Raw genomic sequence first — 22,978 nt, forward strand, 5'->3', positions numbered from 1 at the left:
TTAGTGAAAGGGTGGTTCTAGGCGTGGTCGAGTACCGCATCGACCGGCACAGCGGGGTCGCCACTTACGTCCAGATCGTCCAGCAGACCAAACAGGCGCTGCGCATGGGCCTGCTGGAGCCGGGCGACCGGCTGCCCACGGCCCGCGAGGTCGTGGAGGCCACCGCCATCAACCCCAACACCGTCCTGAAGGCCTACCGGGAGCTGGAGCGCGAGGGGCTGGTGGAGGCCCGGCGCGGGCTCGGCACCTTCGTGCGCCGCTCGCTGGCCACCGCCCCCGTCGACACGTCGCTGCGCACCGAGCTGGAGGCCTGGGCCGTGCGGGCCCGCGCCTCCGGTCTGGAGCGGGACGACGTGGCCGCACTCTTCACTGCCGTACTCGACCAGCACTTCCAGGGAGAACGTTCATGAGCGACACGGCGATCGAGGCCGTCGGCCTCGGCAGGCGCTTCGGGCGCAGGGGAGGCTGGGCGCTGCGCGACTGCGACTTCCGGCTGCCCACCGGCCGGGTGTGCGCCGTCGTCGGGCCCAACGGCGCCGGCAAGTCGACCCTGCTCGCCCTCGCCGCCGGCCTGCTGCCGCCCACCGAGGGCCAGGTGCGGGTGCTCGGCACCGCACCGGCCCAGGCCCGCCCCCGGGTCGGCTTCGTCGCCCAGGACAAGCCGCTCTACCCGCAGCTCACGGTCGCCGAGACGCTCCGCATGGGCGCCGACCTCAACCCCGAGCGCTGGGACCAGGCCGTCGCCGGGCACGTCGTCACGGCCGGCGACCTGGACCCCCGCTCCCGCGTCCGCTCCCTGTCCGGCGGTCAGCGCACCCGGGTCGCGCTCGCCCTCGCCCTCGGCAAGCGGCCCGAACTGCTGCTCCTGGACGAGCCGATGGCCGACCTCGACCCGCTGGCCCGGCACGAGCTGATGGGCACGCTGATGGCCGAGGCCGCCCGGTGCGGCACCACGATCGTGATGTCCTCGCACGTCGTCGCCGAGCTGGAGGACTCCTGCGACCATCTGCTGCTGGTCGGCGGCGGCCGGATCCGGCTGGCCGGCGAGATCGACGACCTGCTCGCCGCCCACCTGCGGGTCACCGGCCCCGCCGACACCACCGACCTCGGCCCGCACACCGTCGTCGAGTCCCGCGTCACCGGCCGCCAGCTCACCGCGCTGATCCGCCCCGCCGGACCCGTCCCCGGCGCCGGACGCACCGCGACGCCCTCCCTGGAGGAACTGCTCCTCGCCCACCTGCGCAACCCCGCCGCACCGAGCCTGACCGAGGAGCGCGCCGCATGACCGCCGCCGCCCTGACCACCCCGGCCGCCGGCCGGCCGCGGCTGACCCGCTGGGTCCTGCGCCTGCACCGGCCCACGCTGTACGCATGGGCCGGGCTCGTGATCGTCCTCGCCGCCCTGCAGCTCGCCCTGCACGGTCCGCTCGCCGACGCGGCGGCCGAGGGCTGGCGGCAGTTCGACGCCTGCACGCACCCGATGAAGTGCGCGTACGACCAGCCCGCGATCCTGCGTTACAAGACCTGCTACAGCTACACCACCCTCACCCTGAACGCCCTGCCCTTCCTCGTGGCCGGATGGACGGGCGCCGCCCTCGTCGGCCGGGAGCTGGAGTCCGGCACCGCCCGGCTGGCCTGGACGCAGAGCACCTCCCCGGCCCGTTGGCTGGCGATACGGCTCGCCGTGCCCGCGGTCGCCCTCGCCGCCGGGACCGGCCTGCTGTTCTGGCTGCACCGGCTCGCCTGGTCCGCGGGCGTGGACCGCATCGACACCGCCCCGCGCTGGTACGACCTCACGACCTTCCACGCCAACGGCCCCACCACCGTCGCCCTGCCCCTCGCCGGACTCGCGGCCGGCACCCTGGCGGGCCTGCTGCTGCGCCGGACGCTGCCCGCGCTGGTCCTCGGCACGGTGATCACCCTGGGTGTCGCGGGCCTGGCCGCGGAGCTGATGCCCTACCTGTGGCCGACGGTCACCACCGTCGGCAACCTCAAGACGGGGGCGCCGGGATCGGGCGTCATCGTCGAACAGGGCCTGGTGAGCAGCACCGGCGCCCATCTGCCGATCCCGCACTGCGGCTCCACCGCCGCATGCGGCGCGGCCTACTCCAAGGCCGTCGGCTACTTCAACACCTACCACCCCGAATCCCACTACTGGCCGCTCCAGCTCACCACCAGTGCGCTGATCCTGGCCGTCGCCGGACTGCTGGTGCTGGGCTCCTTCCTGGTGCTGCGCCGCATGACGGGCGCCGCCCGGCCCACCGGAAAGGCCACCGCATGACCACCGCCCTCGCCGCCGCCCGCCCCACCACCCGCCGCACCCTGCTGCGGCTGCACCGCCCGGCGCTGCTCGTCTGGACCGCGTTCGTCCTGCTCGCGGTGGGTGAGCTGCTGTGGATCCACTTCTCCGCCGCGCCCCGGGACCGGGCCTGCGTGCAGGCCGGGCACTGGTGCTCGTACACCGCGTTCACCGACACCAACAACGTCATGAACAGCCTCGGCGAGGTCCTCTCCTACGCCCCCTGCGCGGTGGCCGCCTGGGCCGGGGCCGCACTCATCGGCGGCGAGCTGGAGTCCGGCACCGCACAGCTGATCTGGACCCAGGCCGTCACCCCGGTCCGCTGGCTGACCACGAAGCTGGCCACGGCCGCGCTGCCACTGCTCGGCGGTGCCGCCGTCCTCGCCGTGGCCTTCGGCCGGGTCTGGGCCACGGACCGGGACGTCCTGGTCACCCACTGGACCTGGGACCAGGTCTTCGTGCCGCGCGGCCCGCTGCTGCCCGCGCTCGTGCTGTTCGCGCTCGCCGCCGGCGCCCTGGCCGGGCTGGCCCTGCGCCGCGCCCTGCCCGCCCTGGCCACGGCCGTCGCCGCCACCCTGGTCCTGCGGCTGCACCTGCGCGACCTGTGGAAACCGCTGCGTCCCGCCCTGTCCGGCTTCTGGTCCCTGCACCTGGCGGCCACCGGTATCGTCCTCGTCCTCACCGCGCTCGCCGTCACCGCCGCCTACACGCTCCTGCGCCGCCGCACCGGCTGAGGCACAGACTCCCGGGAGCCGCCCCCCGCTATCCCACACGTCATGTCTCCGTAACCATTGATTCAGCCGGGCTTGCGACGCTCGGCCAATGAAGCCCGCCGTGCCAGAGCCTTCGCCGCCCCCCGAGGGGCCAGCGGGGAACGGGGCCGTGACGCTCCCGCCCGCACGTTCCGACGCGCCCGTCACGCCCCTGGCGCGGAAGAATGGGGTCATGAGTCAGCCAGACGCCCAGGCACCGGTCCAGCACGCACAGCCCCCCGTGGGCTCCATAGCCGCGCACCGCCCGCACACCGTGGCCGCTACGGTCTCCGACCTGGAACCCGACATCGACGCGGATCTCGACGCGTACGAGGAGGCCCACACCGACGGTGCGCCTCTGCCGCAGGGGCGCTTCCTCGACCGGGAGCGCAGCTGGCTGGCGTTCAACGAACGCGTCCTGGAGCTCGCCGAGGACCCGAACACGCCCCTGCTGGAGCGCGCGAACTTCCTCGCGATCTTCGCCAGCAACCTGGACGAGTTCTTCATGGTCCGGGTGGCCGGTCTGAAGCGCCGCATCGCCACCGGCGTGGCGACCCGGTCCGCCTCCGGGCTGCAGCCGCGCGAGGTGCTGGAGATGATCTGGGCCCGCTCGCGCGAGCTCATGGCCCGGCACGCCGCCTGCTACCACGAGGACGTCGCCCCCGCGCTCGCCGAGGAGGGCATCCACCTGGTCCGCTGGAACGAGCTGACCGAGAAGGAACAGGCCCGCCTGTTCACCCTCTTCCGGCACCAGATCTTCCCGGTCCTGACCCCCCTCGCCGTCGACCCGGCGCACCCCTTCCCGTACATCTCCGGCCTGTCGCTGAACCTGGCCGTCGTCGTACGCAACCCGGTCAGCGGCCACAAGCACTTCGCGCGCGTGAAGGTGCCGCCGCTGCTGTCCCGCTTCCTGGAGAGCAGCCCCGGCCGGTACGTCCCCGTCGAGGACGTCATCGCCGCGCACCTGGAGGAGCTGTTCCCGGGCATGGAGGTGCTGGAGCACCACACCTTCCGGCTCACCCGCAACGAGGACCTCGAGGTCGAGGAGGACGACGCCGAGAACCTGCTCCAGGCCCTGGAGAAGGAGCTCATGCGGCGCCGCTTCGGCCCGCCGGTGCGCCTGGAGGTCGAGGAGTCCATCGACCGCGAGGTGCTGGACCTGCTGGTCCGCGAGCTGAAGATCTCCGAGGCGGAGGTCTACCCGCTGCCCGGCCCGCTGGACCTCACCGGCCTCTTCCGCATCCACAGCCTCGACCGGCCCGAGCTGAAGTACCCGAAGTTCGTCGCCGGCACCCACCGCGACCTCGCCGAGGTGGAGTCCGCGTCCGCGCCGGACATCTTCGCCGCCCTGCGCACCCGGGACGTGCTGCTGCACCACCCGTACGACAGCTTCTCCACGTCCGTCCAGGCGTTCCTGGAGCAGGCCGCCGGCGACCCGGACGTCCTCGCGATCAAGCAGACCCTGTACCGCACCTCCGGCGACTCCCCGATCGTCGACGCGCTCATCGACGCCGCCGAGTCCGGCAAGCAGGTCCTCGTCCTGGTCGAGATCAAGGCCCGCTTCGACGAGCACGCCAACATCAAGTGGGCGCGCAAGCTGGAGGAGGCCGGCTGCCACGTCGTCTACGGCCTGGTCGGCCTGAAGACGCACTGCAAGCTGTCGCTGGTGGTCCGCCAGGAAGGCGAGACCCTGCGCCGCTACAGCCACGTCGGCACCGGCAACTACCACCCGAAGACGGCCCGCCTGTATGAGGACCTCGGCCTGCTCACGGCCGACCCGCAGGTCGGCGCGGACCTCTCGGACCTCTTCAACCGCCTCTCCGGCTACTCCCGCCGCGAGACCTACCGCCGTCTGCTGGTCGCCCCCAAGTCCCTGCGGGACGGCCTGATCGCGCGGATCGACAAGGAGGTCCAGCACCACCGTGCGGGCCGTCCTGCCTTCGCCCGTATCAAGGTCAACTCGATGGTCGACGAGGCCGTCATCGACGCCCTCTACCGGGCGTCCCAGGCGGGCGTGCCGGTCGACGTCTGGGTGCGCGGCATCTGCGCCGTCCGCCCGGGCGTCACGGGCCTGTCGGAGAACATCCGCGTCCGCTCCATACTCGGCCGCTTCCTCGAACACTCGCGGGTGTTCGCCTTCGGCAACGGCGGCGAGCCCGAGGTGTGGATCGGCAGCGCCGACATGATGCACCGCAACCTCGACCGCCGGATAGAGGCCCTGGTCCGCGTCGTCGACCCCGGCCACCGCGCAGCCCTCAACCGGCTGCTGGACACCGGCATGTCCGACACCACCGCCTCCTGGCACCTCGGCCCGGACGGTGAGTGGACGCGACACGCGACCGACGCGGACGGTCAACCACTGCGCAACGTTCAGGAGATGCTCATAGACGCCCGGAGGCGCCGGCGTGGCACAGCAACACCTTGACCCGACGGACCCCACCGCCGGGGCGGCGGTGACCGGCGAGGCCCTCGCCGGTTATCTGCGCACCCAGGCCACGGAGTTCCTCCGCGCGCTGCGCCTGCACCGGGAGAACGGCACGGCGAACGGCTCGGAGGAGTCCGTCGGCGCGGCCCGGGCCCTGCGCCGCTCGGCCCGCCGCATCAGCGCCAGCCTCCACACCTTCCGGCCGCTCCTCGACCCCGCCTGGTCCGAGGAGATGCGCCCCGAACTCGCCTGGGTCTCCGGCACGTTGGCCCTGGAACACGCGTACGAGGGCCGTCTGCAACGCCTGCTGCTGGCCCTGCACCGGCTGTCGGGGGCCACGGCGTTCCCGGGGCAGCCGGCTCCGGTCGAGGTGGCCGGGGTCGCAGGCGCGGGCGACGCGGCAGCCGCCGTGGCCGCGCCCAGCCGGGCCGCCGGGGCGGCACGGCTGGGCGCGGCTGCACTGGAGAACGCCGGCGGCCCGGCCCACCCCCCGGCGACACCGGAACGCGGCACCCTCACCGTGGGCGCGGCCAAGGCGGGCGCCCTGCTCGAACGCCAGCTCACCCTCGCCCGGACGAGGGCCCACTCCACGGCGCTGCAGGCCCTCGGCTCCTCCCGCTTCCACGCCGTGGCGGACAGGGTCGCCGTACTGGCCAGCGAGGTCCCCCTCACGCCCACCGCCCCGGCCACCGACCTGCGTCCGCTCGCCGGAGCCGCCGAGGAGCGCCTCACGGACGCCATCGCCGCCCTGCCCCTGATCGTCGCCGGCCACCCCTACAACGCCGAGGCCCTCATCCACGGCCTGTCCCCGGATCCGTCCCCGCACCCCCAGGACGGCCCCTGGCACCAGGTCCGCCTGCTGCTGCGCCTGCACCGGTACGCCCGCGAGGTGCTGGACGCGGACGACTGCCCCGTGGACGTCGACCTCCTGACCGCCGGTCAGGCCCTGAACCGGCACCGGGACGCCTCGGAGGCCGCGGCCGCCGCGGCGCAGGCGGCCCGCACCCCCCGCATCGCCCCCGCGACCGCGTACGCCCTCGGCGTGCTCCACGCCGACCAGCGGCACGAGGTGGAGGCGGCCAGGTTCGCCTTCCAGCAGGCCTGGCAGAAGCAGACGGTCGGCACCCCCTGAGGCGCCACGAGGAGGCGGCGTGAACGACACCCTGGTCCAGGCGGCCGGCTGCGTGCTGTGGCGCCGCTCACCGGTCGCCGGAGACCTGGAGATATGCCTGGTCCACCGGCCGAAGTACGACGACTGGTCCCACCCCAAGGGCAAGCTCAAGCGGGGTGAGGACGCCCTCGCGGGCGCCCTGCGCGAGGTCGCGGAGGAGACCGGGTACACGGCGGTGCCCGGCGTCGAGCTGCCGAGCCTGCGCTATCTGGCCAACGGCCGCCCGAAACAGGTGCGTTACTGGGCGGCGGAGGCGGTTTCCGGCCACTTCACGCCCAACGACGAGGTGGACCGCATCCTGTGGCTCTCCCCCGCCGCCGCCCGCAGCCGCCTCACCCAGCCCCGGGACCGCGATCTGGTGGACGCCCTTCACAGCTCGGCCGCGTGAGCCTCCGCGTCCGTACGGGCCTGGCTGCGGGCCCGGCGGGCCGGACCGCGCCAGCCACAACTGCAGCGAGCCACACAGAAACGGCCCTGTTCCGTCGTCGAGACGAGGTGCCCCTGCCCCTGCCGGATCCGCTCCGGTTCGCCCTGCTGCGCCACGCTGACAACGTTACCGACACCGCGGTTAAAGGGTTCGTATGGCTTTCTCCGCCCCCGGCGGCGCGTGACGGCACCCCCTACCCGTCGTTAACCGTCACGACAGGGGGCCCGTGACGGACATACCGGCTTGGGGGTAGGCAGGCGATGGATCGGCGGCAGCACAGGCGCGCGGGCAGGACGGTCGTCGCGATCGGCATCGTGGTCGCCCTCGGGACGGCCTGCACCGGCTGTTCCGGCAGCGGGGCCGCCGCCGAGGACGTCAAGGGCATGGGCGACCCGGTCACCACCCTGCACCGGGCCGCCGACACCCTGCGCGGCGCGGGCAGCTCCAAGGCCACCACCTCCATGGAGATGGCCACCGGCGGCACCCGCGTCACCATCCGCGGCCGGGGCGTCTACGACTACCGGCACCGCCTCGGCCGGCTCACCGTCGTCCTCCCCGCGGACCCGACGGGCGCGGCCGAGCACCGGCCCATCACCGAACTCCTCGCGCCCGGCGCCCTGTTCATGAAGAACCGGGGAGCCGGGGTGCCCGCCGACAAGTGGGTGCGGGTGGAGGCCGCCTCGCTCTCCGACGGCAACCTGGTCACCGGCGGCGCGACCGACCCGTACACGGCGGCCGAGGTGCTGCGCGGGACGCGTACGGCGACCTTCGTCGGCAGGACCGAGGTCGGCGGGACCGCCGTACGGCACTACCGGGGCACGGCGGATCTGAACCAGGCGGCCCGGTACGCCGCCGCCGACGACCGGGCACCCCTGGCCGCGGCGGCGAAAGGGTTCGCCACGGCCGAGGTGCCGTTCGACGCCTACCTCGACGACCAGGGCCGCATCCGCAAGCTCCGGCAGCGCTTCAGCTTCGTCAACGGGCGGCAGAAGACACCGGTGGCGGTCGCCTCCACCACGCTGCTGTACGACTTCGGCGCACCCGCGGACGTCCGCCTGCCGCGCTCGAAGGACATCTACGCGGGCCGGATCACCGCGGACGGGGACGCCGGCGGGGGCACGGCCGAGGGCACGGCCGAGGGCACGGGCGGACCGGTGCACTAGTCCGGTGCGCCACCCCTGAACTAGCCCGTCCGTGCCATGCGCGGTGTGTAGAGCCCTGCCTACTCTAGGAAGTCGGTGACGGCAGGGAAGACGGCGGAGAAGGGGTGAGACAGGTGGCTCCGGTCGGCGGCACGGCGGTACAGGACCACGTGGCCCTCGCCGAGATCGAGCTGTGCGGAGAGCTGATCATCGCCGCCTCGGCCGCCGAGGACCGGCTCAGCCTGGAGAGCATCGACGAGGTGCTGCGGGTGGCCGAGGAGCGGGAGCGCTAGGACCGGGCCGGACCACTAGGACCGGGCGGGAGCGTTACGACCCCGCGGGAGCGTTACGACCCGGCGGGAGCGTTACGACCCGGCGGGAGATCCGGAGCCGGCAGGCACCGGACGCTCAGGTGCGCAGCAGGCGCCCGATCGCCTTCGTCGCCTCGTCCACCTTCGCCTCGATCTCTTCACCGCCCTTGAGGGCCGCGTCGGCGACACAGTGCCGCAGGTGCTCCTCCAGCAACTGCAGCGCGAAGGACTGCAGGGCCTTGGTGGAGGCCGAGACCTGCGTGAGTATGTCGATGCAGTACGTGTCCTCGTCCACCATCCGCTGCAGCCCGCGGATCTGCCCCTCGATCCGGCGCAGCCGCTTGAGGTGCTCGTCCTTCTGCTTGTGGTAGCCGTGGGTGGCGCCGGCCTCGGTCGTCGTCATCGCGGGCCTCCATCTCGGGACGAGCTGTGGACACATTCGGGGATACATACCCCTACTGGGTATATGGTAACCAACTTTGCGGGGTAAGGAGCCCTTGGTACGCCCCCGTGCTGATCACTCTGCCCGATGGGCGACACTGGGATGCGGCCCGATAGCCGTGGCCGGATGATGCGCCTAGCATCAGCCTGACCGAAACCGAAGCACCCCGAGGACCCCACGTGCGCTTTCGTCTGACCCCCAGGGAGACGAGCTTCTACGACATGTTCGCCGCATCCGCGGACAACATCGTCACCGGCTCGAAACTCCTGATGGAACTGCTCGGGGCGGACGCATCCGCCCGGGCCGAGATCGCAGAGCGTATGCGGGCAGCGGAACACGCAGGTGACGACGCCACGCACGCGATCTTCCACCAGCTGAACTCCTCGTTCATCACGCCGTTCGACCGTGAGGACATCTACTCCCTCGCGTCGTCCCTCGACGACATCATGGACTTCATGGAGGAGGCCGTCGACCTGGTCGTCCTCTACAACGTCGAGGAGCTGCCGAAGGGCGTCGAGCAGCAGATCGAGGTACTGGCCAGGGCGGCGGACCTGACGGCCGAGGCGATGCCCAACCTGCGCACGATGGACAACCTCACCGAGTACTGGATCGAGGTCAACCGCCTCGAGAACCAGGCCGACCAGATCCACCGCAAGCTGCTGGCGCACCTCTTCAACGGCAAGTACGACGCGATCGAGGTCCTCAAGCTCAAGCAGATCGTGGACGTCCTCGAAGAGGCTGCGGACGCGTTCGAGCACGTGGCGAACACGGTGGAGACCATCGCCGTCAAGGAGTCCTGAGGCGTCGATGGACACCTTCGCCCTGGTCGTGACCATCGCGGTCGCGCTCTTCTTCACGTACACGAACGGCTTCCACGACTCGGCGAACGCGATCGCGACGTCCGTGTCGACCCGTGCCCTGACCCCGCGGGCCGCCCTCGCCATGGCGGCCGTGATGAACCTGGCCGGTGCCTTCCTCGGCTCCGGTGTCGCCAAGACCGTCAGCGAGGGCCTGATCGAGACGCCCTCCGGCTCGACGGGCATGGGCATCCTCTTCGCCGCCCTGCTCGGCGCGATCACCTGGAACCTGATCACCTGGTACTACGGCCTGCCGTCCTCGTCCTCGCACGCGCTGTTCGGCGGCCTGGTGGGCGCGGCCCTCGCGGGGGGTACGGCGGTCCACTGGAACGGCGTCGTGGACAAGATCATCATCCCGATGTTCCTGTCCCCGGTGGTCGGCCTGATCGTCGGCTACCTGGTGATGACGGCGATCATGTGGCTCTTCCGCCGGTCCAACCCGCACAAGGCCAAGCGGGGCTTCCGCATAGCGCAGACGGTCTCCGCGGCCGGCATGGCCCTCGGTCACGGCCTCCAGGACGCCCAGAAGACCATGGGTGTGGTGGTGATGGCCCTGGTGATTTCCGGCCACGAGACCTTCGGCGACCCGATCCCGGTCTGGGTGAAGATCGTTTCCGCCCTGATGCTCTCCCTCGGCACCTACGCCGGCGGCTGGCGCATCATGCGCACCCTGGGCCGCAAGATCATCGAACTGGACCCGCCGCAGGGCTTCGCCGCGGAGGCCACCGGCGCTTCGATCATGTTCGGCACGGCGTACCTCTTCAAGGCGCCGATCTCCACGACCCACGTCATCACCTCGGCGATCATGGGCGTCGGCGCGACGAAGCGCGTCAACGCGGTCCGCTGGGGCGTGGCCAAGAACATCGTCCTGGGCTGGTTCATCACGATGCCGGCAGCGGCCCTGGTGGCAGCGGCAGCGTTCGGAATCATCGACCTGACGGTCCTCTGACCTCCCCTTCCCCCCACCCGCCCACTCACCTCGCACAGCCGAACGGCAAACCGAGGGGGTGGGCACTCGGCTTTCCGGCGACGGCACCGGCAGACGACCCCGGAGGCAAGGTCGGCGGGGGCTCGGCCGGAGGTTCGGCGGGCTGACGGGCTCACGGGCTGGCGGCCGACGGGCTAACAGGCTGGCGGGCCCATGGGCTGGCGCGCCGAGGGACTGACGGACTAGCGGGCCGACGGGTTGGCGGGCTGGCGGGCCCACGGGCTGGCGGGCCGAGGAACCGACGCACTAGCGGGCCGAGGGGCTGACGGACTAGCTGGCCCACGGGCTGGCGGGCTAACGGGCCCACGGGCTAGCGGGCTGGCGGGCCCACGGGCTAGCGGGCTGGCGGGCTGGCGGGCTGGCGGGCCCACGGGCTAGCGGGCCGAGGAACCGACGCACTAGCGGGCCGAGGGGCTGGCGGACTAGCGGGCCGAGGGGCTGACGGACTAGCTGGCTAGCGGGCTGGCGGCCCGAGGGGCTGGCGGGCCGAGGGGCTGGCGGGCCGAGGGGCTGGCGGGCCGAGGGGCTGGCGGCCCGAGGGGCTAGCGGACTAGCGAGCTGGCGGGCCCACGGGCTGGCGGGCCCACGGGGATAGTCCGCCGCGGACGACGCCCCCGGCCCCGCCGCGGTCAAGCCCCTCGCCTCGAACGATGCCCCGGGCCGGGCCGGCCCGCCCGCTTCCAGCCGCCTGAGCCCCCTCCCCCCTCCCTCCCCCTCCCTCCCCCTCCCTCCCCCTCCCTCCCCCTCCCAGCCGACCGAGTCGAGTGGGTGGGTGGGCGAAGGGGGTCAGGGGCGAAGCCCCGGCGGGGTCGAGGGCGGAGCCCCGAAACATACGGCGCCCCAGCCAAGCGCAGCCACACCACGGGGTCGAGGGCACAGCCCCGACGCACGGACAGCCGAAGCCGAACCCAACGGCACCGCGGCACCGATGGCGGAGCCCGACGCAACCGGCCCAAGCCAAGCGCAGCGACACCGCACCCGTGGCGCAGCGCGACGCACGGACAGCCCAAGCCAAGCGCAGCGACACCGCGGGCAACGCAACGGGCCCGCCCCCGGGAGCCAGGGGCGGGCCCTCTTGCGTCCTCACGGTGGCACCGCCATGCAGCACCGCGAGGGGTCCGGCGCCACCCCGGCTCAGCCGGAGCGGCAGTGTCCGTCAGCCGAAGCGGCCGGAGATGTAGTCCTCCGTCGCCTGGACCGACGGGTTGGAGAAGATCCGCTCGGTGTCGTCGATCTCGATCAGCCGGCCGGGCTGACCGACCGCCGCCAGGTTGAAGAACGCCGTACGGTCCGAGACACGCGCGGCCTGCTGCATGTTGTGCGTCACGATGACGATCGTGAACCGTTCCTTCAGCTCACCGATCAGGTCCTCGATGGCGAGCGTGGAGATCGGGTCCAGCGCGGAGCAGGGCTCGTCCATGAGGAGAACCTTCGGCTCGACCGCGATCGCCCGCGCGATGCACAGCCGCTGCTGCTGACCACCCGAGAGACCGGAGCCCGGCTTGTTCAGGCGGTCCTTCACCTCGTTCCAGAGGTTCGCGCCCTTGAGCGACTTCTCGACGATGTCGGTCAGCTCGCTCTTCTTGTAATTGCCGTTCAGGCGCAGCCCGGCCGCCACGTTGTCGAAGATCGACATCGTGGGGAAGGGGTTCGGGCGCTGGAAGACCATGCCCACCTCGCGCCGCACCGACACCGGGTCGACGCCGGTGCCGTACAGGTCCTCGTCGTCCAGCAGCACCTTGCCCTCGACGCGGCCACCGGGGGTGACCTCGTGCATACGGTTCAGCGTGCGCAGGAACGTCGACTTGCCGCAGCCGGAGGGCCCGATGAACGCCGTCACCGAACGCGGCTCGACGGTCATCGAGATGTCCTCGATCGCCTTGTGGGAGCCGTAGTAGGCGGTCAGTCCGCTTACGTCGATTCGCTTGGCCATGTCTTCTACTTCACTTCCAGAGATTCAGGCTCGGTCGCTGTTGGCCGCGTCAGCGACCGGTCTTCGGGGCCTTCCAGCGGGCGATCCCGCGGGCCACCAGGTTGAGGATCATCACAAAGGCGATCAGCGTCAGCGAGGCCGCCCAGGCCCGGTCGTACGCCGCACCCGAACCCGCGCTGTTCGCGAACTGCTGGTAGATGTACAGCGGCAGCGACGCCTGCGCACCCTCGAAGGGGTTGTTGTTGATGAACGGGTTGCCGAACACCAGCAGGAGCACCGGCGCGGTCTCGCCCGCGATACGGGCCACGGCGAGCATGACGCCCGTGGTGATACCACCGATGGAGGTCGGCAGGACCACCTTCAGGATGGTGCGCCACTTCGGCACACCGAGCGCCAGGGACGCCTCGCGCAGCTCGTTCGGGACGAGCTTGAGCATCTCCTCGGTGGAGCGGACGACGACCGGCATCATCAGGATGGCCAGGGCCAGCGAACCGGCGAAGCCGAACGGCTGCATCTTGAAGATGAGCATCAGGCTGAGGATGAACAGACCGGCGACGATCGACGGGATACCGGTCATCACGTCGACGAAGAAGGTGACCGACTTGGCCAGCCGGCCGCGCCCGTACTCCACGAGGTAGATCGCGGTGAGCACGCCGATCGGGGCACCGATCAGGGTGGCCAGGCCGACCTGCTCCAGGCTGCCGATGATGGCGTGGTAGATGCCACCGCCGGGCTCGGTGTCGGCGACGATACCCATCGAGTGGGTCAGGAAGTAGAGGTTCAGGACCTTCACGCCGCGCGCGACGGTCACCCAGATCAGGGAGACCAGCGGGATCACGGCGAGCACGAAGGAGACCCAGACGACGCTGGTCGCGATGCGGTCCTTGGCCTGGCGGGGCCCCTCGACGCGCGCGGCGACGACGTACGTACCGAGCACGAACAGGACCGCGGCGATCAACGCCCACTGGATCTTGCTGTGCAGGCCGGCGGCCGCGCTGATGCCGACGCCCACGGCGAGGGAGCCCGCGGCGATCGCCCACGGCGTCCACCTGGGCAGGCTGGCGGCACGCAGCGTGCTGGGGCGCTTGTCGGTCAGGCTTGCGGTGCTCATGCGTTGGCCCCCGAGTACTCCGCGCGGCGGGCGATGATCAGCCGGGCCGCGCCGTTGACCACCAGCGTGATGACGAACAGGACCAGACCGGAGGCGATGAGCGCGTCACGGCCGAACTCGTCCGCCTCGCTGAACTTGCTGGCGATGTTCTGGGCGAAGGTGCCGCCGCCCGGGTTGAGCAGGCTGGCCTGGATGTCGAAGTTCGGCGAGAGCACGGTGGCCACGGCCATCGTCTCGCCGAGCGCACGGCCGAGACCGAGCATGGAGGCCGAGATCACGCCGGAGCGGCCGAAGGGCAGCACGGACATGCGGACGACCTCCCAGCGCGTGGCGCCGAGAGCCAGGGCCGCCTCCTCGTGCATCTGCGGGACCTGGCGGAAGACCTCGCGGCTCACGTTGGTGATGATCGGCAGGATCATGATCGCGAGCAGGATGCCGACGGTGAGCATCGAGCGCGGTGCGCCCTGCTCCCAGGAGAAGATCCCGGTCCAGCCGAAGAAGTCGTTGAGCCAGCCGTACAGGCCGTCCATGTGCGGTACGAGGACCAGGGCGCCCCACAGGCCGTACACGATGGACGGCACGGCGGCGAGCAGGTCGATCACGTACGCGACGGGGCTGGACATGCGGCGCGGGGCGTAGTGCGTGATGAACAGCGCGATGGCGACCGCGACCGGGACAGCGATGGCCATGGCGATGACCGAGGAGACGATCGTGCCGAAGGCCAGCACCGCGATGCCGAAGGTCGGCGGCTGGAGGTTGGTGTTCCACTCGAAGGTGGTCAGGAAGTTGCCGTGGTCCTTGCTGATCGCGAGGCACGCACGGTAGGTGAGGAAGACCGCGATCGCGGCCATGATCACCAGAAGCAGGATGCCGGAGCCGCGGGACAGGCCGAGGAAGATGCGGTCACCGGGGCGGGTCGCGCCACGGGCGTTGCGCTTCTGCTGGCCGAGCGTCGGCTGGGGCGTGGGGGGAGGTGCGTCAGTCGTCTTCGTCGTCGATATGTCCATCGGGTTCTCCGGTCTGCGGAGCCGTGCCCAGGGGGGCGGCGACTCGTGGCGGCGGTGCACCGGACGGTGTGCGGCCGGGTCCCGGCGGTGGCTGGGACCCGGACCGCGCACTCGGATCAGGTCAGCTCAGGCCCTCGATGGTGGTGCGGACCTTGCTGATGATGGCGTCGGGAACGGGGGCGTAGTCGATCGTGGAGAGAACCTTCTGACCGTCCTCGCTCGCGATGTAGCGGAGGAAGGCCTTGGTGGCGGGCAGGGTGTCCGCCTTGTTGCCCTTGTCGCAGGCGATCTCGTACGTGACCAGGGTGATCGGGTAGGCACCCTCGGCCTTGGTCTTGTAGTCCAGCTTCAGGGACAGGTCCTTGCCGGTGCCGACGACCTTCGCGGCGGCGATGTCGGCGGTGGCGCTGTCGGTGCTCGGGGCGACCGGCTTGCTGGCACCCGTGTTGAGGGAGACGGCCTTCATGCCGTCCTTGACGTAGGACAGCTCGAAGTAGCCGATGGCGCCGGAGGTCTGCTTGACCTGCTGGGCCACACCCGCGGACTGCGGAGCGGACTGGCCGCCCTTGGCCTGCCAGGCCTTGCCGCCGGAGTACTTCCAGTTGGCCGGGGTGGTGGCGATCAGGTACTTGGTGAAGTTGTCCGTGGTGCCGGACTCGTCCGAGCGGTGGAACGCCTGGATCTTCAGGTCGGGGAGCTTCACGCCCTTGTTCAGCGCGGCGATCGCCGGGTCGTTCCACTTGGTGATCTTGCTGTCGAAGATCTTGGCGATGGTCGGGGCGTCCAGGACCAGGTTGTCGACACCCGGGACGTTGTAACCGAGGGCGATCGGGCCGCCGACCATCGGGAGGTCGATGCCCTGGCCGCCGTTGCAGACCTTCTTGGAGGCCGTGACCTCTTCGGGCTTCAGCGCGGAGTCGGAGCCGGCGAAGGCGACCTGGCCCTGGGTGAACGCGGTCACACCGGCGCCGGAGCCGCCGCCCTTGTAGTTGATCTGCACGCCACAGGCCTGGGAGAACTGCTTGACCCAGGCGTCGATCGCGTTCTTCTGCGCGGAGGAGCCGTCTGCGAGCAGCTGACCCTTGGCGTTGTCACACTTGATCGAGCCGGCCTTGGCCGTCGAGGAGGCACCACCCGACGCGCTGCCGCCGCCGTTGTCGTCGGAGCCGCACGCCGTCAGGGCCAGGGCGCCGGTCACGGCGACAGCACCGAGGGAGAGGGCCCGCAGCCGGTTCTTGCGCTGAAGCATCACGTTCGGAAGTTCCTTCCAGGAGCCGCCGCTGTCGGCGGCGTGCGAAGACATGGGGTGCGGCGGGCGCATACCTGGCCGCCCCGCACCGTGCACGGCCGAAATTAGGCAGAACAGGTGAAGCCGCCGATGGCCGGAAGTGAACGACGGGTGAACCCCTGCCGTCGGCCCGGTGAGGTCACGGAATGCTCACGGGGAGAGCACGTGGAGGTTCCGGCGACTGGGTTACGCGGACACATATTCGATGTTCGTCACTCCCCCGTGGGAACCTCGGCGAGCGTGGTGTCGTCTCGTTCCAGGAGATCCCAGGAAAGGCGAGACGACGATGAGCATGGAACGGCGTACGTTCATCTCGGGCGGTGCGGCCGCCCTGGCGGCGAGCGCGCTCGCCGGGTGCAGCGCGGGCTCGGGCACGTCCGCCGAGTCCGTGACACAACGGCGTGCCTTCTCATCCTCCGGTACGGCACTGAAGACCACCAGCGCAGCGGCCGCCGCCGACTGGGCGGCCCTCGCCCGTGATCTGGACGGCACCCTGGTGCGGCCCGGCGACGCCTCCTGGAAGACGGCCCACCAGCTGTACAACACCCGCTTCGACGGCCTGAAGCCGGCGGCGGTGGCGTACGCGGCGCACGCGGCCGACATCCGTACGACCCTGGCGTACGCCCGGGCCCACAAGATACGGGTGTCGATACGCAACGGCGGCCACTCCTACGCGGGCTACTCCTCCGGCGACAACCGCCTCGTCCTCGACGTCTCCAAGCTGAACCGGATCCGGGTGAGCGGCGGCCAGGCGGTGGTGGGCGCCGGCTCCAAGCTGATCGACGTCTACCGCGCGCTGGGCGCCAAGGGCGTGACCATCCCCGCGGGCTCCTGCCCCACGGTCGGCGTCTCCGGCCTGGTCCTGGGCGGCGGCCACGGCGTCGCCTCCCGCGCCTACGGCCTGACCTGCGACAGCCTCACCCAGGCGACCCTGATCACCGCCGACGGCACCCAGGTCACCGCGGACGCCAAGAACCACTCCGACCTCTTCTGGGCGCTGCGCGGCGCGGGCAACGGCAACTTCGGCGTCGTCACCGAACTGCACTTCAAGACCCACGCGGCACCGCAGGCGGTGACCGCGTACATGACCTGGCCGTGGGCGAAGGCCGCCGCGGTCCTCAAGGCCTGGCAGGCGTGGGGCCCGAGCCAGCCCGACGAGATCTGGTCCTCCCTGCACCTGGCGTGCTCGCCGGGCCGGACCCCGACCATCTCCGTGGCCTGCTTCTCCATGGGCACGTACGGCGAACTGCAGAACGCGGTGGACCGCCTGGCCCACCAGGCCGGCGCCGACGCCACCTCGGTCTCCCTGCGCCGGCACGGCTACGAGGAGGCGATGGAGATCTACGCCGGCTGCTCCTCCTTCTCCACCGACGCCCAGTGCCACCTGCCCGGCTCGACCCCGGGCCGCTCATCGCAGGGCCGGCTCGGCCGCGAGACCTACGCGGCCCGCTCGGACTTCTTCGACCGCTCCCTGTCCGCGGCGGGCATCCAGACGGTCCTGAACCAGATCCGCTCGGTGCACGGCGGCGCGGGCAGCATCGCGTTCACGGCACTCGGCGGCGCGGTCAACCGGGTCAACCCCACGGCGACGGCCTTCGTCCACCGCCGCTCCCGCATGCTGGCGCAGTACATCGCGTCCTGGGGCGCGGGGGCCTCCGGCACCTCGGCCCAGTCCTGGCTCACGGCGGCGCACCACGCGATGCAGCCGTACGCCTCCGGCGCGGCGTACCAGAACTACACGGACCCGACCCTCAAGAACTGGCGTTCGGCGTACTACGGCGACGCGTCGGCGCGCCTGACGAAGGTGAAGAAGCAGTACGACCCGGAGAAGTTCTTCTCCTACGCTCAGGGGCTGTAGGAAATCCCGCCCGCCCCGGGACCGGCCGGGACGGGCCGCCCGGGGGTTGGCTGACGAGGCAGCAGGAGCCGGCGGGCCTGGAGGAACCGAGGAACCGGAGGGACTCCGCGGGACGGCTACGCCGCCAGGTCCCTCTCCTCCGACTCCGCCGTGCGCCGGGCCCCCGGCACGACCGGCACCCCCGGCACCGACCGCCGCCGCACGACCCACCCCGCCCGCGGCGACCGCTCCACGGCCCGCATCACCGGCGTGAGCAGTGCCATCGCCAGCGGCGACAGCAGCAACGCCACCGCCGTACCCAGGGCGAAACCGCCGACGACGTCCGTCGGATAGTGGACGCCCATGTATACCCGGCAGAACCCTTCCAGCAGCGCCAGTCCGATCCCCACGAGCCCGAAGCGGCGGTTGGCGACGAAGAGTCCCACGCCCAGCGCCATGGTGATCGTCGCGTGATCGCTGACGAAGGAGAAGTCGCTCTTGCCGGAGACGAGGACGTCCAGGCCCTGATGGTCCACGAACGGCCGGGGCCGCTCCACGAAACCCCGGATCGGCACGTTCACCAGCACCGCGATCCCCGCGGCCAACGGCGCCCAGACCAGTGCGGCCACCGAGGGCGCCGCGTCCTCTCCGTCCCGCCGCCGCACGGACCACCAGCACCACAGCACGAGCAGCACCATGGCGAGCAGCAGCCCGTACTCCCCGACGAACTCCATGACCCGGTCGAACCAGTGCGGCGCGTCCTTCGCCAGGCCGTTGATGTCGTAGAGCAGCTCGACGTCGGGGTTCGATCCGGATTCGGCGAGTACAGCCATGGTGCTGCGGCCCCTTCGTCGGTGTCCCGGACGCACCTCGTGTGCGTCGCTCCTGCCCCCCGTAATGCGTAGATCCGCTTCCGCTGCACTGCCGCACTGACGTCCGCTCGGCTACGTCAACAGGAACGCACAGCCCCCATTGATACGTTCCACTCTCCACGGAATGATCACGCAGACGTTATCGAAGAGAGACTCATTCCCCCAGCTCAGGGGGTCGGTTCACGCTAGGTCACACGGTCGTGGGCAATGCTTTTGCGCCATCTTCGGTGACCCGGGTGGCCCCGAAGTAGTCCGGGGTGTCGATCGGGTCGAACCGGATCACGGCGCCGGTCCGCGGAGCGTCGATCATGTACCCGCCCCCGACGTAGATCCCCACGTGCCGGATGGCCCGCGAATCGGTGAGATCGTCGGAGAAGAAGACGAGGTCACCCGGGAGCAGCTGGTCCCGCGAGGGGTGCGGCCCGGCGTTGTACTGGTCGTTGGCGACACGCGGCAGCGTGATCCCGACGTTCGAGTACGCGGCCTGCGTCAGCCCCGAACAGTCGAACCGCCCACCCTGCGCGGCGGTCCCCTCCCCACCCCACAGATAGGGCGTACCGAGCTTCCGCTGAGCGAACGCGATGGCACCGGCGGCTTGCTGGGTGGGGTCGATCCGGCTGACGGGTGCGGCGAAGCTCTTCGAGAGACTGCGGATCCGCTGCACGTAGTTCTGCGTCTCACTGATGGCCGGAACACCGCCGGCCCTGATCACCCGATAGGCGCCGGCGTTGTAGGCGGCGAGCATGTTGTCGGAGACGTTCCCGGGCACGTCCTTCACATACTTCGCCAGTTCGCAGTCGTACGAAGCGGCCGACGGAATCGCGTCATCGGGGTCCCAGATGTCCCGCTTCCCGTCCCCGTTGCCGTCGATGCCGTGCGTCGCCCAGGTGCTCGGGATGAACTGCGCGATCCCGCGCGCGTCGGCCGGGCTGACGACGGTCGGGTTCCAACCGCTCTCCTGGTACAACTGCGCGGCCAACAGGGCCGGACTGAGTGCCGGGCACAGATTGCCCCACTTCTGCACGAGCGACGTGTAGGCAGCCGGCACAGCCCCCTTGGCGAGGGCCCGGCCCTCCGAGCTCACCCCGTTGAGAAGGTTTCCGGCGACGACGTAGACACCGACGACGAGCACCATGACGAAGCTCAGCCCGCCCCCCACCAGGGCGCCACCGACGATCCACGCCTTACGCACCGTCAACCGCCCCTCAGCGCATGCCCGTTTACGGACAGCAGTGTAGGAGCCGACCGGCCGGCCCACGAGGATGGCGAACACGCCACCCTACGAATCTGTCATGCCCCTACCATTGGCACCCGCAACGGCGGCGTGCCGGAGTGGCACTCCGCAGGACGGGGGAAGCAGAGCAGATGTCTTGGGCAGAGTGGGACCAACTCAAAGCCGACGCGGCAGCTCGCGGCTCCGCGCACATGCAGCTCAACCACTTGGCCGATCCGGGCGGCGGAGGCAGTAGCACGTACGGTGACCTCAAGGTCAGCAACGGCGACCTGGCCGAGATCGGCAAAGAGGCCCACTCGCTCTACGACCAGCTGTGGAACAAGGCCCGGGTCGCGCAGTCCTCGAGCGAGTCAGCCGCGGGCGATCTCTCGAAGCAGGGATTCACGCTGGGCAAGGGCCTCAAGCACGTGGCCCAGCGTTGGGACGACCAGCTGACATCGTTGCTGGACGCGTGCGCTCAGATCTCCAACCACATGCATGTCACCAAGACGATCCATGCCGGGGACGACGGCTACATCGGCCGCGCGATGAGCGGCATCGACGTCCTGGACACGGGATTCGAGGACCGGGTGGGAGACCCGGGCAAGAAGAACCCGGTGTACTACCCCCAGAAGAAGAAGCAGTGAGCGAGGCCACCGAGTGAAGTTCGACGACCTCTACCACGCTAACTTCAAGCTGCTCGACGACGCCGTCGACGACTGGGGCCAGTTGGTCCGTAACCTGACGGAGCTGCAGAAGCAGGCGCGCGACGGCCTCCACAACAAGGCGGTCAAAGCAGACTGGCACGGCGTCAACGCCGATGTCTCCAGGGAATTCATCGGCAAGACCGCCGGCGAGTTCGCCGACGCCACCAAGGAGGCGACGTCGGTCCACAACATCCTGCTGGACACCAGGAACGAGCTGAAGCACTACAAGCAGCAGCTGCACCAGGCCATCGAGAACGGCCGCAAGAAGAACCTCACCGTGATGCCGTCGGGTGACGGCGGCTTCATCGTCACCATGGCCGTCCACCCCGACCGTGCCGGGCACGGCACCAAGGTTCCGGATCACACGGTCGCGGACGAGGACGCCCTGCGGGACGAGGTGCAGAAGATCCTCGACAACGCGGCGAAGAGCGACAGCAGCGCGTCCGACGTTCTCACGGCGCTCGTGGACGAGAGCAAGTACGGTTTCTCCGGCGCGGTTTACAAGAACCGGGACGAGGCGGAGGCGGCTGTCCAGGAAGCCGACAAGCTGGCGAAGCTGGCCCGGAAGGATCCGCAGCAGCTGACCGCCAAGGACTTCGATGCGATCGATGACGGCCTGAAGAAGTACCACGACGACCCGCTGTTCGCGGAAGAGTTCGCGAGGCGGCTGGGTGCCAAGGGCACGGAGAAATTCTGGCTGGGCCTCAATGACAACCGTGAGGGTGCCCATCTGGGCTACGAGCGCGGATACAAGTACGCCGAACTCCAGAAGAATCTGAGTCTGACCCTGGCCACCGCGAGCCAGTCGGACAGCGCGGGCATGACGGCGTGGAAGCAGCAGGTGATCAGCACCGGCAACAAGCCGGTCGGTACCCACGGCGACGTGCTCGGCTTCCAGGTCATGAGCAATCTGATGCGCAACGGCGACTTCGACGACACGTTCATGCACGACTACGGTCGCGCACTGATGAAGACCGAGCGGTTCTACACGGACGACGGCAAGAACGTGGCCTGGCAGGCCAACATCTGCCCCCAGCTCAACTACGAGGGCTCGGACGGCGGCTGGGACCCGCTCAACGGCTACTTGAAGGGCCTGGCGAACAACCCCACGGCCGCCACGGACTTCTTCAACGACGACTTCATCCCGCAGGACGGGGACCACAAGAAGGCCGTCTCCAACTTCGACTACCTCTTCAAGCAGCGCCAGTGGCCGATGGACATCCACGACACCCACGATGTCCACAGCATCGCCGGCCAGAACTACCTGGCCCAGGCCCTGGAAGCGGCGACGACGGGCCACCCGGCCGGTGAGATGCCGACCATCGACACACCAGATCACACGCCCGCCGAGACGCACCTGTTCGAGCAGATCGTCTCCGCGACAGCGGACAAGCAGGAACTGCTCACCGATCGCGGCTACATGTCCGACAGCATGGGCCAGATCGCCTCGGAATACCTGCCGGACATCAACCGCGCCAGCACCGACTTGCCGCACAAGGATCTGCTGTACCCCATCGATGGCTCCGCGGCCCATCTCGATGGCCCCGAGGTGAACAAGTTCCTGTTCGCCGTGGGCCAGAATCCCCAGGGATATGCCGCCGTCGAAGTGGGTCAGAAGGCCTACCTGTCGAACCTGCTGCAGTACCACTTGGATCCGAACCTGCCTGCCGACCATCGTTTCACACACGACAACCAACTTCTCGTGCAGACCATCGCGGAGCGCAGCGGCGAGGTCTCCGGGGTCCTCAGCCAAGGCCGCATGGAGGCCATCGGGAGCGTGGCGAAGGGGAAGGACGATTCCTTCTCCCACGCCGTCGCCCAGTATCAGAACCTGATCTCCGGTGGTGTCGGTACCGTCGTCGGCGTAGGCACATCGTTCATCGGTTCGCCCGTGGCCGGAGGCATTGTGGGCGGAGCGGCGGGCACCGGTACAGGCGCGGTCATGCAGTGGCTGTTCCAGGATGTCCAGGGCAGCGCGGCGGATGACGCTCAGGACACGCAGGGCGCTGTCTGGCAGAAAAACTGGAAGCTCAGCAGCGAGTACACGGCACGCGCAACAGATCTGGCAGTGAAACGCTACCATTTGAACCCCGACCTTGTGAGCTACGCTCAGAATTCCGCACACCAGGGTTATTACAACGCCCAGGCGATTATGCATGGTCAGGCGCCAGGCAGCACCGCAGATATTCCACAATGA

Annotated in this window: 22 protein-coding genes; 14 read left to right on the plus strand and 8 right to left on the minus strand. The window is 70.2% G+C overall.

Annotation, left to right across the window (positions count from 1 at the left end):
* Positions 1 to 23: 23 nt before the first annotated feature.
* The 7 genes from ACIHEJ_RS20350 (at position 24) to ACIHEJ_RS20380 (ending at position 7,034) form a co-directional block, all read left to right on the plus strand.
* Positions 24 to 410 (plus strand): GntR family transcriptional regulator, encoded by a 387-nt coding sequence (locus tag ACIHEJ_RS20350; protein ID WP_400137387.1) that lies wholly within the window; start codon positions 24 to 26, stop codon positions 408 to 410.
* A complete protein-coding gene (locus ACIHEJ_RS20355) occupies positions 407 to 1,285 on the plus strand; it encodes an ABC transporter ATP-binding protein (protein WP_400137390.1) in 879 nt (292 codons plus the stop codon). Before ACIHEJ_RS20350 ends, ACIHEJ_RS20355 begins: the two co-directional genes overlap by 4 nt.
* Positions 1,282 to 2,280 (plus strand): ABC transporter permease, encoded by a 999-nt coding sequence (locus tag ACIHEJ_RS20360; protein WP_400137393.1) that lies wholly within the window; start codon positions 1,282 to 1,284, stop codon positions 2,278 to 2,280. Before ACIHEJ_RS20355 ends, ACIHEJ_RS20360 begins: the two co-directional genes overlap by 4 nt.
* Positions 2,277 to 3,032, plus strand: a complete 756-nt coding sequence (locus ACIHEJ_RS20365; protein WP_400137396.1) for a hypothetical protein — start codon at positions 2,277 to 2,279, stop codon at positions 3,030 to 3,032. Before ACIHEJ_RS20360 ends, ACIHEJ_RS20365 begins: the two co-directional genes overlap by 4 nt.
* Before the next feature lie 88 nt (positions 3,033 to 3,120).
* Entirely contained in the window at positions 3,121 to 5,475 is a 2,355-nt protein-coding gene (locus ACIHEJ_RS20370; RefSeq protein ID WP_400137399.1) for an RNA degradosome polyphosphate kinase, read from the plus strand.
* On the plus strand, positions 5,456 to 6,607 hold the full coding sequence (locus ACIHEJ_RS20375) for a CHAD domain-containing protein (protein WP_400137402.1): 1,152 nt from the start codon (positions 5,456 to 5,458) through the stop codon (positions 6,605 to 6,607). The genes ACIHEJ_RS20370 and ACIHEJ_RS20375 overlap by 20 nt, the downstream gene beginning before the upstream one ends.
* 19 nt (positions 6,608 to 6,626) lie before the next feature.
* The gene (locus ACIHEJ_RS20380; RefSeq protein ID WP_400137404.1) at positions 6,627 to 7,034 is read left to right on the plus strand and encodes an NUDIX hydrolase; all 408 of its coding nucleotides are present in this window, start codon (positions 6,627 to 6,629) and stop codon (positions 7,032 to 7,034) included.
* Here the strand turns inward: ACIHEJ_RS20380 and ACIHEJ_RS20385 are convergent.
* Positions 7,016 to 7,189 carry a hypothetical protein gene (locus ACIHEJ_RS20385; RefSeq protein WP_400137406.1) on the minus strand — a complete coding sequence of 58 codons (174 nt, stop codon included), beginning with the start codon at positions 7,187 to 7,189 and terminating at the stop codon, positions 7,016 to 7,018. The genes ACIHEJ_RS20380 and ACIHEJ_RS20385 overlap by 19 nt on opposite strands.
* 144 nt (positions 7,190 to 7,333) lie before the next feature.
* Between ACIHEJ_RS20385 and ACIHEJ_RS20390 the strand changes: the two genes are divergently transcribed.
* Both ACIHEJ_RS20390 and ACIHEJ_RS20395 read left to right on the plus strand, forming a co-directional pair.
* On the plus strand, positions 7,334 to 8,236 hold the full coding sequence (locus ACIHEJ_RS20390) for a hypothetical protein (RefSeq protein ID WP_400137409.1): 903 nt from the start codon (positions 7,334 to 7,336) through the stop codon (positions 8,234 to 8,236).
* Between the two features lie 104 nt (positions 8,237 to 8,340).
* On the plus strand, positions 8,341 to 8,508 hold the full coding sequence (locus tag ACIHEJ_RS20395) for a hypothetical protein (protein WP_400137412.1): 168 nt from the start codon (positions 8,341 to 8,343) through the stop codon (positions 8,506 to 8,508).
* Between the two features lie 115 nt (positions 8,509 to 8,623).
* On the opposite strand, the gene ACIHEJ_RS20400 is transcribed toward ACIHEJ_RS20395, so the two are convergent.
* Positions 8,624 to 8,929, minus strand: a complete 306-nt coding sequence (locus tag ACIHEJ_RS20400; protein ID WP_199211084.1) for a metal-sensing transcriptional repressor — start codon at positions 8,927 to 8,929, stop codon at positions 8,624 to 8,626.
* 218 nt (positions 8,930 to 9,147) lie between these two features.
* Here ACIHEJ_RS20400 and ACIHEJ_RS20405 point away from each other — a divergent pair, with 218 nt between their 5' ends.
* Entirely contained in the window at positions 9,148 to 9,768 is a 621-nt protein-coding gene (locus ACIHEJ_RS20405; protein ID WP_123975966.1) for a DUF47 domain-containing protein, read from the plus strand.
* A 7-nt stretch (positions 9,769 to 9,775) separates the two neighbouring features.
* Entirely contained in the window at positions 9,776 to 10,774 is a 999-nt protein-coding gene (locus ACIHEJ_RS20410) for an anion permease (protein ID WP_400137416.1), read from the plus strand.
* A 1,195-nt stretch (positions 10,775 to 11,969) separates the two neighbouring features.
* On the opposite strand, the gene pstB is transcribed toward ACIHEJ_RS20410, so the two are convergent.
* The 4 genes from pstB to pstS form a co-directional block, all read right to left on the minus strand.
* The gene (gene pstB, locus ACIHEJ_RS20415; RefSeq protein ID WP_400137419.1) at positions 11,970 to 12,746 is read right to left on the minus strand and encodes a phosphate ABC transporter ATP-binding protein PstB; all 777 of its coding nucleotides are present in this window, start codon (positions 12,744 to 12,746) and stop codon (positions 11,970 to 11,972) included.
* 49 nt (positions 12,747 to 12,795) lie between these two features.
* A complete protein-coding gene (gene pstA / locus ACIHEJ_RS20420) occupies positions 12,796 to 13,857 on the minus strand; it encodes a phosphate ABC transporter permease PstA (RefSeq protein WP_400137421.1) in 1,062 nt (353 codons plus the stop codon).
* Positions 13,854 to 14,864, minus strand: a complete 1,011-nt coding sequence (pstC, locus tag ACIHEJ_RS20425) for a phosphate ABC transporter permease subunit PstC (protein WP_400137424.1) — start codon at positions 14,862 to 14,864, stop codon at positions 13,854 to 13,856. The genes pstA and pstC overlap by 4 nt, the downstream gene beginning before the upstream one ends.
* Before the next feature lie 121 nt (positions 14,865 to 14,985).
* Positions 14,986 to 16,116: a phosphate ABC transporter substrate-binding protein PstS gene (gene pstS / locus ACIHEJ_RS20430; RefSeq protein ID WP_400137528.1), complete on the minus strand. Its 1,131-nt coding sequence runs from the start codon at positions 16,114 to 16,116 to the stop codon at positions 14,986 to 14,988.
* A gap of 328 nt (positions 16,117 to 16,444) precedes the next feature.
* On the opposite strand from pstS, the gene ACIHEJ_RS20435 reads away from it, so the two are divergent.
* Positions 16,445 to 18,010 (plus strand): FAD-binding oxidoreductase, encoded by a 1,566-nt coding sequence (locus ACIHEJ_RS20435; protein ID WP_400137531.1) that lies wholly within the window; start codon positions 16,445 to 16,447, stop codon positions 18,008 to 18,010.
* A gap of 116 nt (positions 18,011 to 18,126) precedes the next feature.
* On the opposite strand, the gene ACIHEJ_RS20440 is transcribed toward ACIHEJ_RS20435, so the two are convergent.
* Positions 18,127 to 18,822: a phosphatase PAP2 family protein gene (locus ACIHEJ_RS20440; RefSeq protein WP_400137427.1), complete on the minus strand. Its 696-nt coding sequence runs from the start codon at positions 18,820 to 18,822 to the stop codon at positions 18,127 to 18,129.
* Positions 18,823 to 19,051: 229 nt separating this feature from the next.
* On the minus strand, positions 19,052 to 20,059 hold the full coding sequence (locus ACIHEJ_RS20445) for an NlpC/P60 family protein (RefSeq protein WP_400137430.1): 1,008 nt from the start codon (positions 20,057 to 20,059) through the stop codon (positions 19,052 to 19,054).
* Positions 20,060 to 20,226: 167 nt separating this feature from the next.
* On the opposite strand from ACIHEJ_RS20445, the gene ACIHEJ_RS20450 reads away from it, so the two are divergent.
* Both ACIHEJ_RS20450 and ACIHEJ_RS20455 read left to right on the plus strand, forming a co-directional pair.
* Entirely contained in the window at positions 20,227 to 20,721 is a 495-nt protein-coding gene (locus ACIHEJ_RS20450; RefSeq protein WP_400137433.1) for a hypothetical protein, read from the plus strand.
* A gap of 13 nt (positions 20,722 to 20,734) precedes the next feature.
* On the plus strand, positions 20,735 to 22,978 hold the full coding sequence (locus ACIHEJ_RS20455; protein ID WP_400137436.1) for a hypothetical protein: 2,244 nt from the start codon (positions 20,735 to 20,737) through the stop codon (positions 22,976 to 22,978).

The sequence above is a fragment of the Streptomyces sp. NPDC052301 genome (genome assembly GCF_044593395.1).
Classification (GTDB): domain Bacteria; phylum Actinomycetota; class Actinomycetes; order Streptomycetales; family Streptomycetaceae; genus Streptomyces.

What these genes read in the sequence shown, in the direction of transcription:
- ACIHEJ_RS20355 (WP_400137390.1), top strand. Translation starts at nt 407, where the DNA reads ATGAGCGACACGGCGATCGAGGCCGTCGGCCTCGGCAGGCGCTTCGGG.
- ACIHEJ_RS20360 (WP_400137393.1), top strand. Translation starts at nt 1,282, where the DNA reads ATGACCGCCGCCGCCCTGACCACCCCGGCCGCCGGCCGGCCGCGGCTG.
- ACIHEJ_RS20365 (WP_400137396.1), top strand. Translation starts at nt 2,277, where the DNA reads ATGACCACCGCCCTCGCCGCCGCCCGCCCCACCACCCGCCGCACCCTG.
- ACIHEJ_RS20370 (WP_400137399.1), top strand. Translation starts at nt 3,121, where the DNA reads ATGAAGCCCGCCGTGCCAGAGCCTTCGCCGCCCCCCGAGGGGCCAGCG.
- ACIHEJ_RS20390 (WP_400137409.1), top strand. Translation starts at nt 7,334, where the DNA reads ATGGATCGGCGGCAGCACAGGCGCGCGGGCAGGACGGTCGTCGCGATC.
- ACIHEJ_RS20400 (WP_199211084.1), bottom strand. Translation starts at nt 8,929, where the DNA reads ATGACGACGACCGAGGCCGGCGCCACCCACGGCTACCACAAGCAGAAG.
- ACIHEJ_RS20410 (WP_400137416.1), top strand. Translation starts at nt 9,776, where the DNA reads ATGGACACCTTCGCCCTGGTCGTGACCATCGCGGTCGCGCTCTTCTTC.
- pstB (WP_400137419.1), bottom strand. Translation starts at nt 12,746, where the DNA reads ATGGCCAAGCGAATCGACGTAAGCGGACTGACCGCCTACTACGGCTCC.
- pstA (WP_400137421.1), bottom strand. Translation starts at nt 13,857, where the DNA reads ATGAGCACCGCAAGCCTGACCGACAAGCGCCCCAGCACGCTGCGTGCC.
- pstC (WP_400137424.1), bottom strand. Translation starts at nt 14,864, where the DNA reads ATGGACATATCGACGACGAAGACGACTGACGCACCTCCCCCCACGCCC.
- ACIHEJ_RS20435 (WP_400137531.1), top strand. Translation starts at nt 16,445, where the DNA reads ATGGAACGGCGTACGTTCATCTCGGGCGGTGCGGCCGCCCTGGCGGCG.
- ACIHEJ_RS20440 (WP_400137427.1), bottom strand. Translation starts at nt 18,822, where the DNA reads ATGGCTGTACTCGCCGAATCCGGATCGAACCCCGACGTCGAGCTGCTC.
- ACIHEJ_RS20450 (WP_400137433.1), top strand. Translation starts at nt 20,227, where the DNA reads ATGTCTTGGGCAGAGTGGGACCAACTCAAAGCCGACGCGGCAGCTCGC.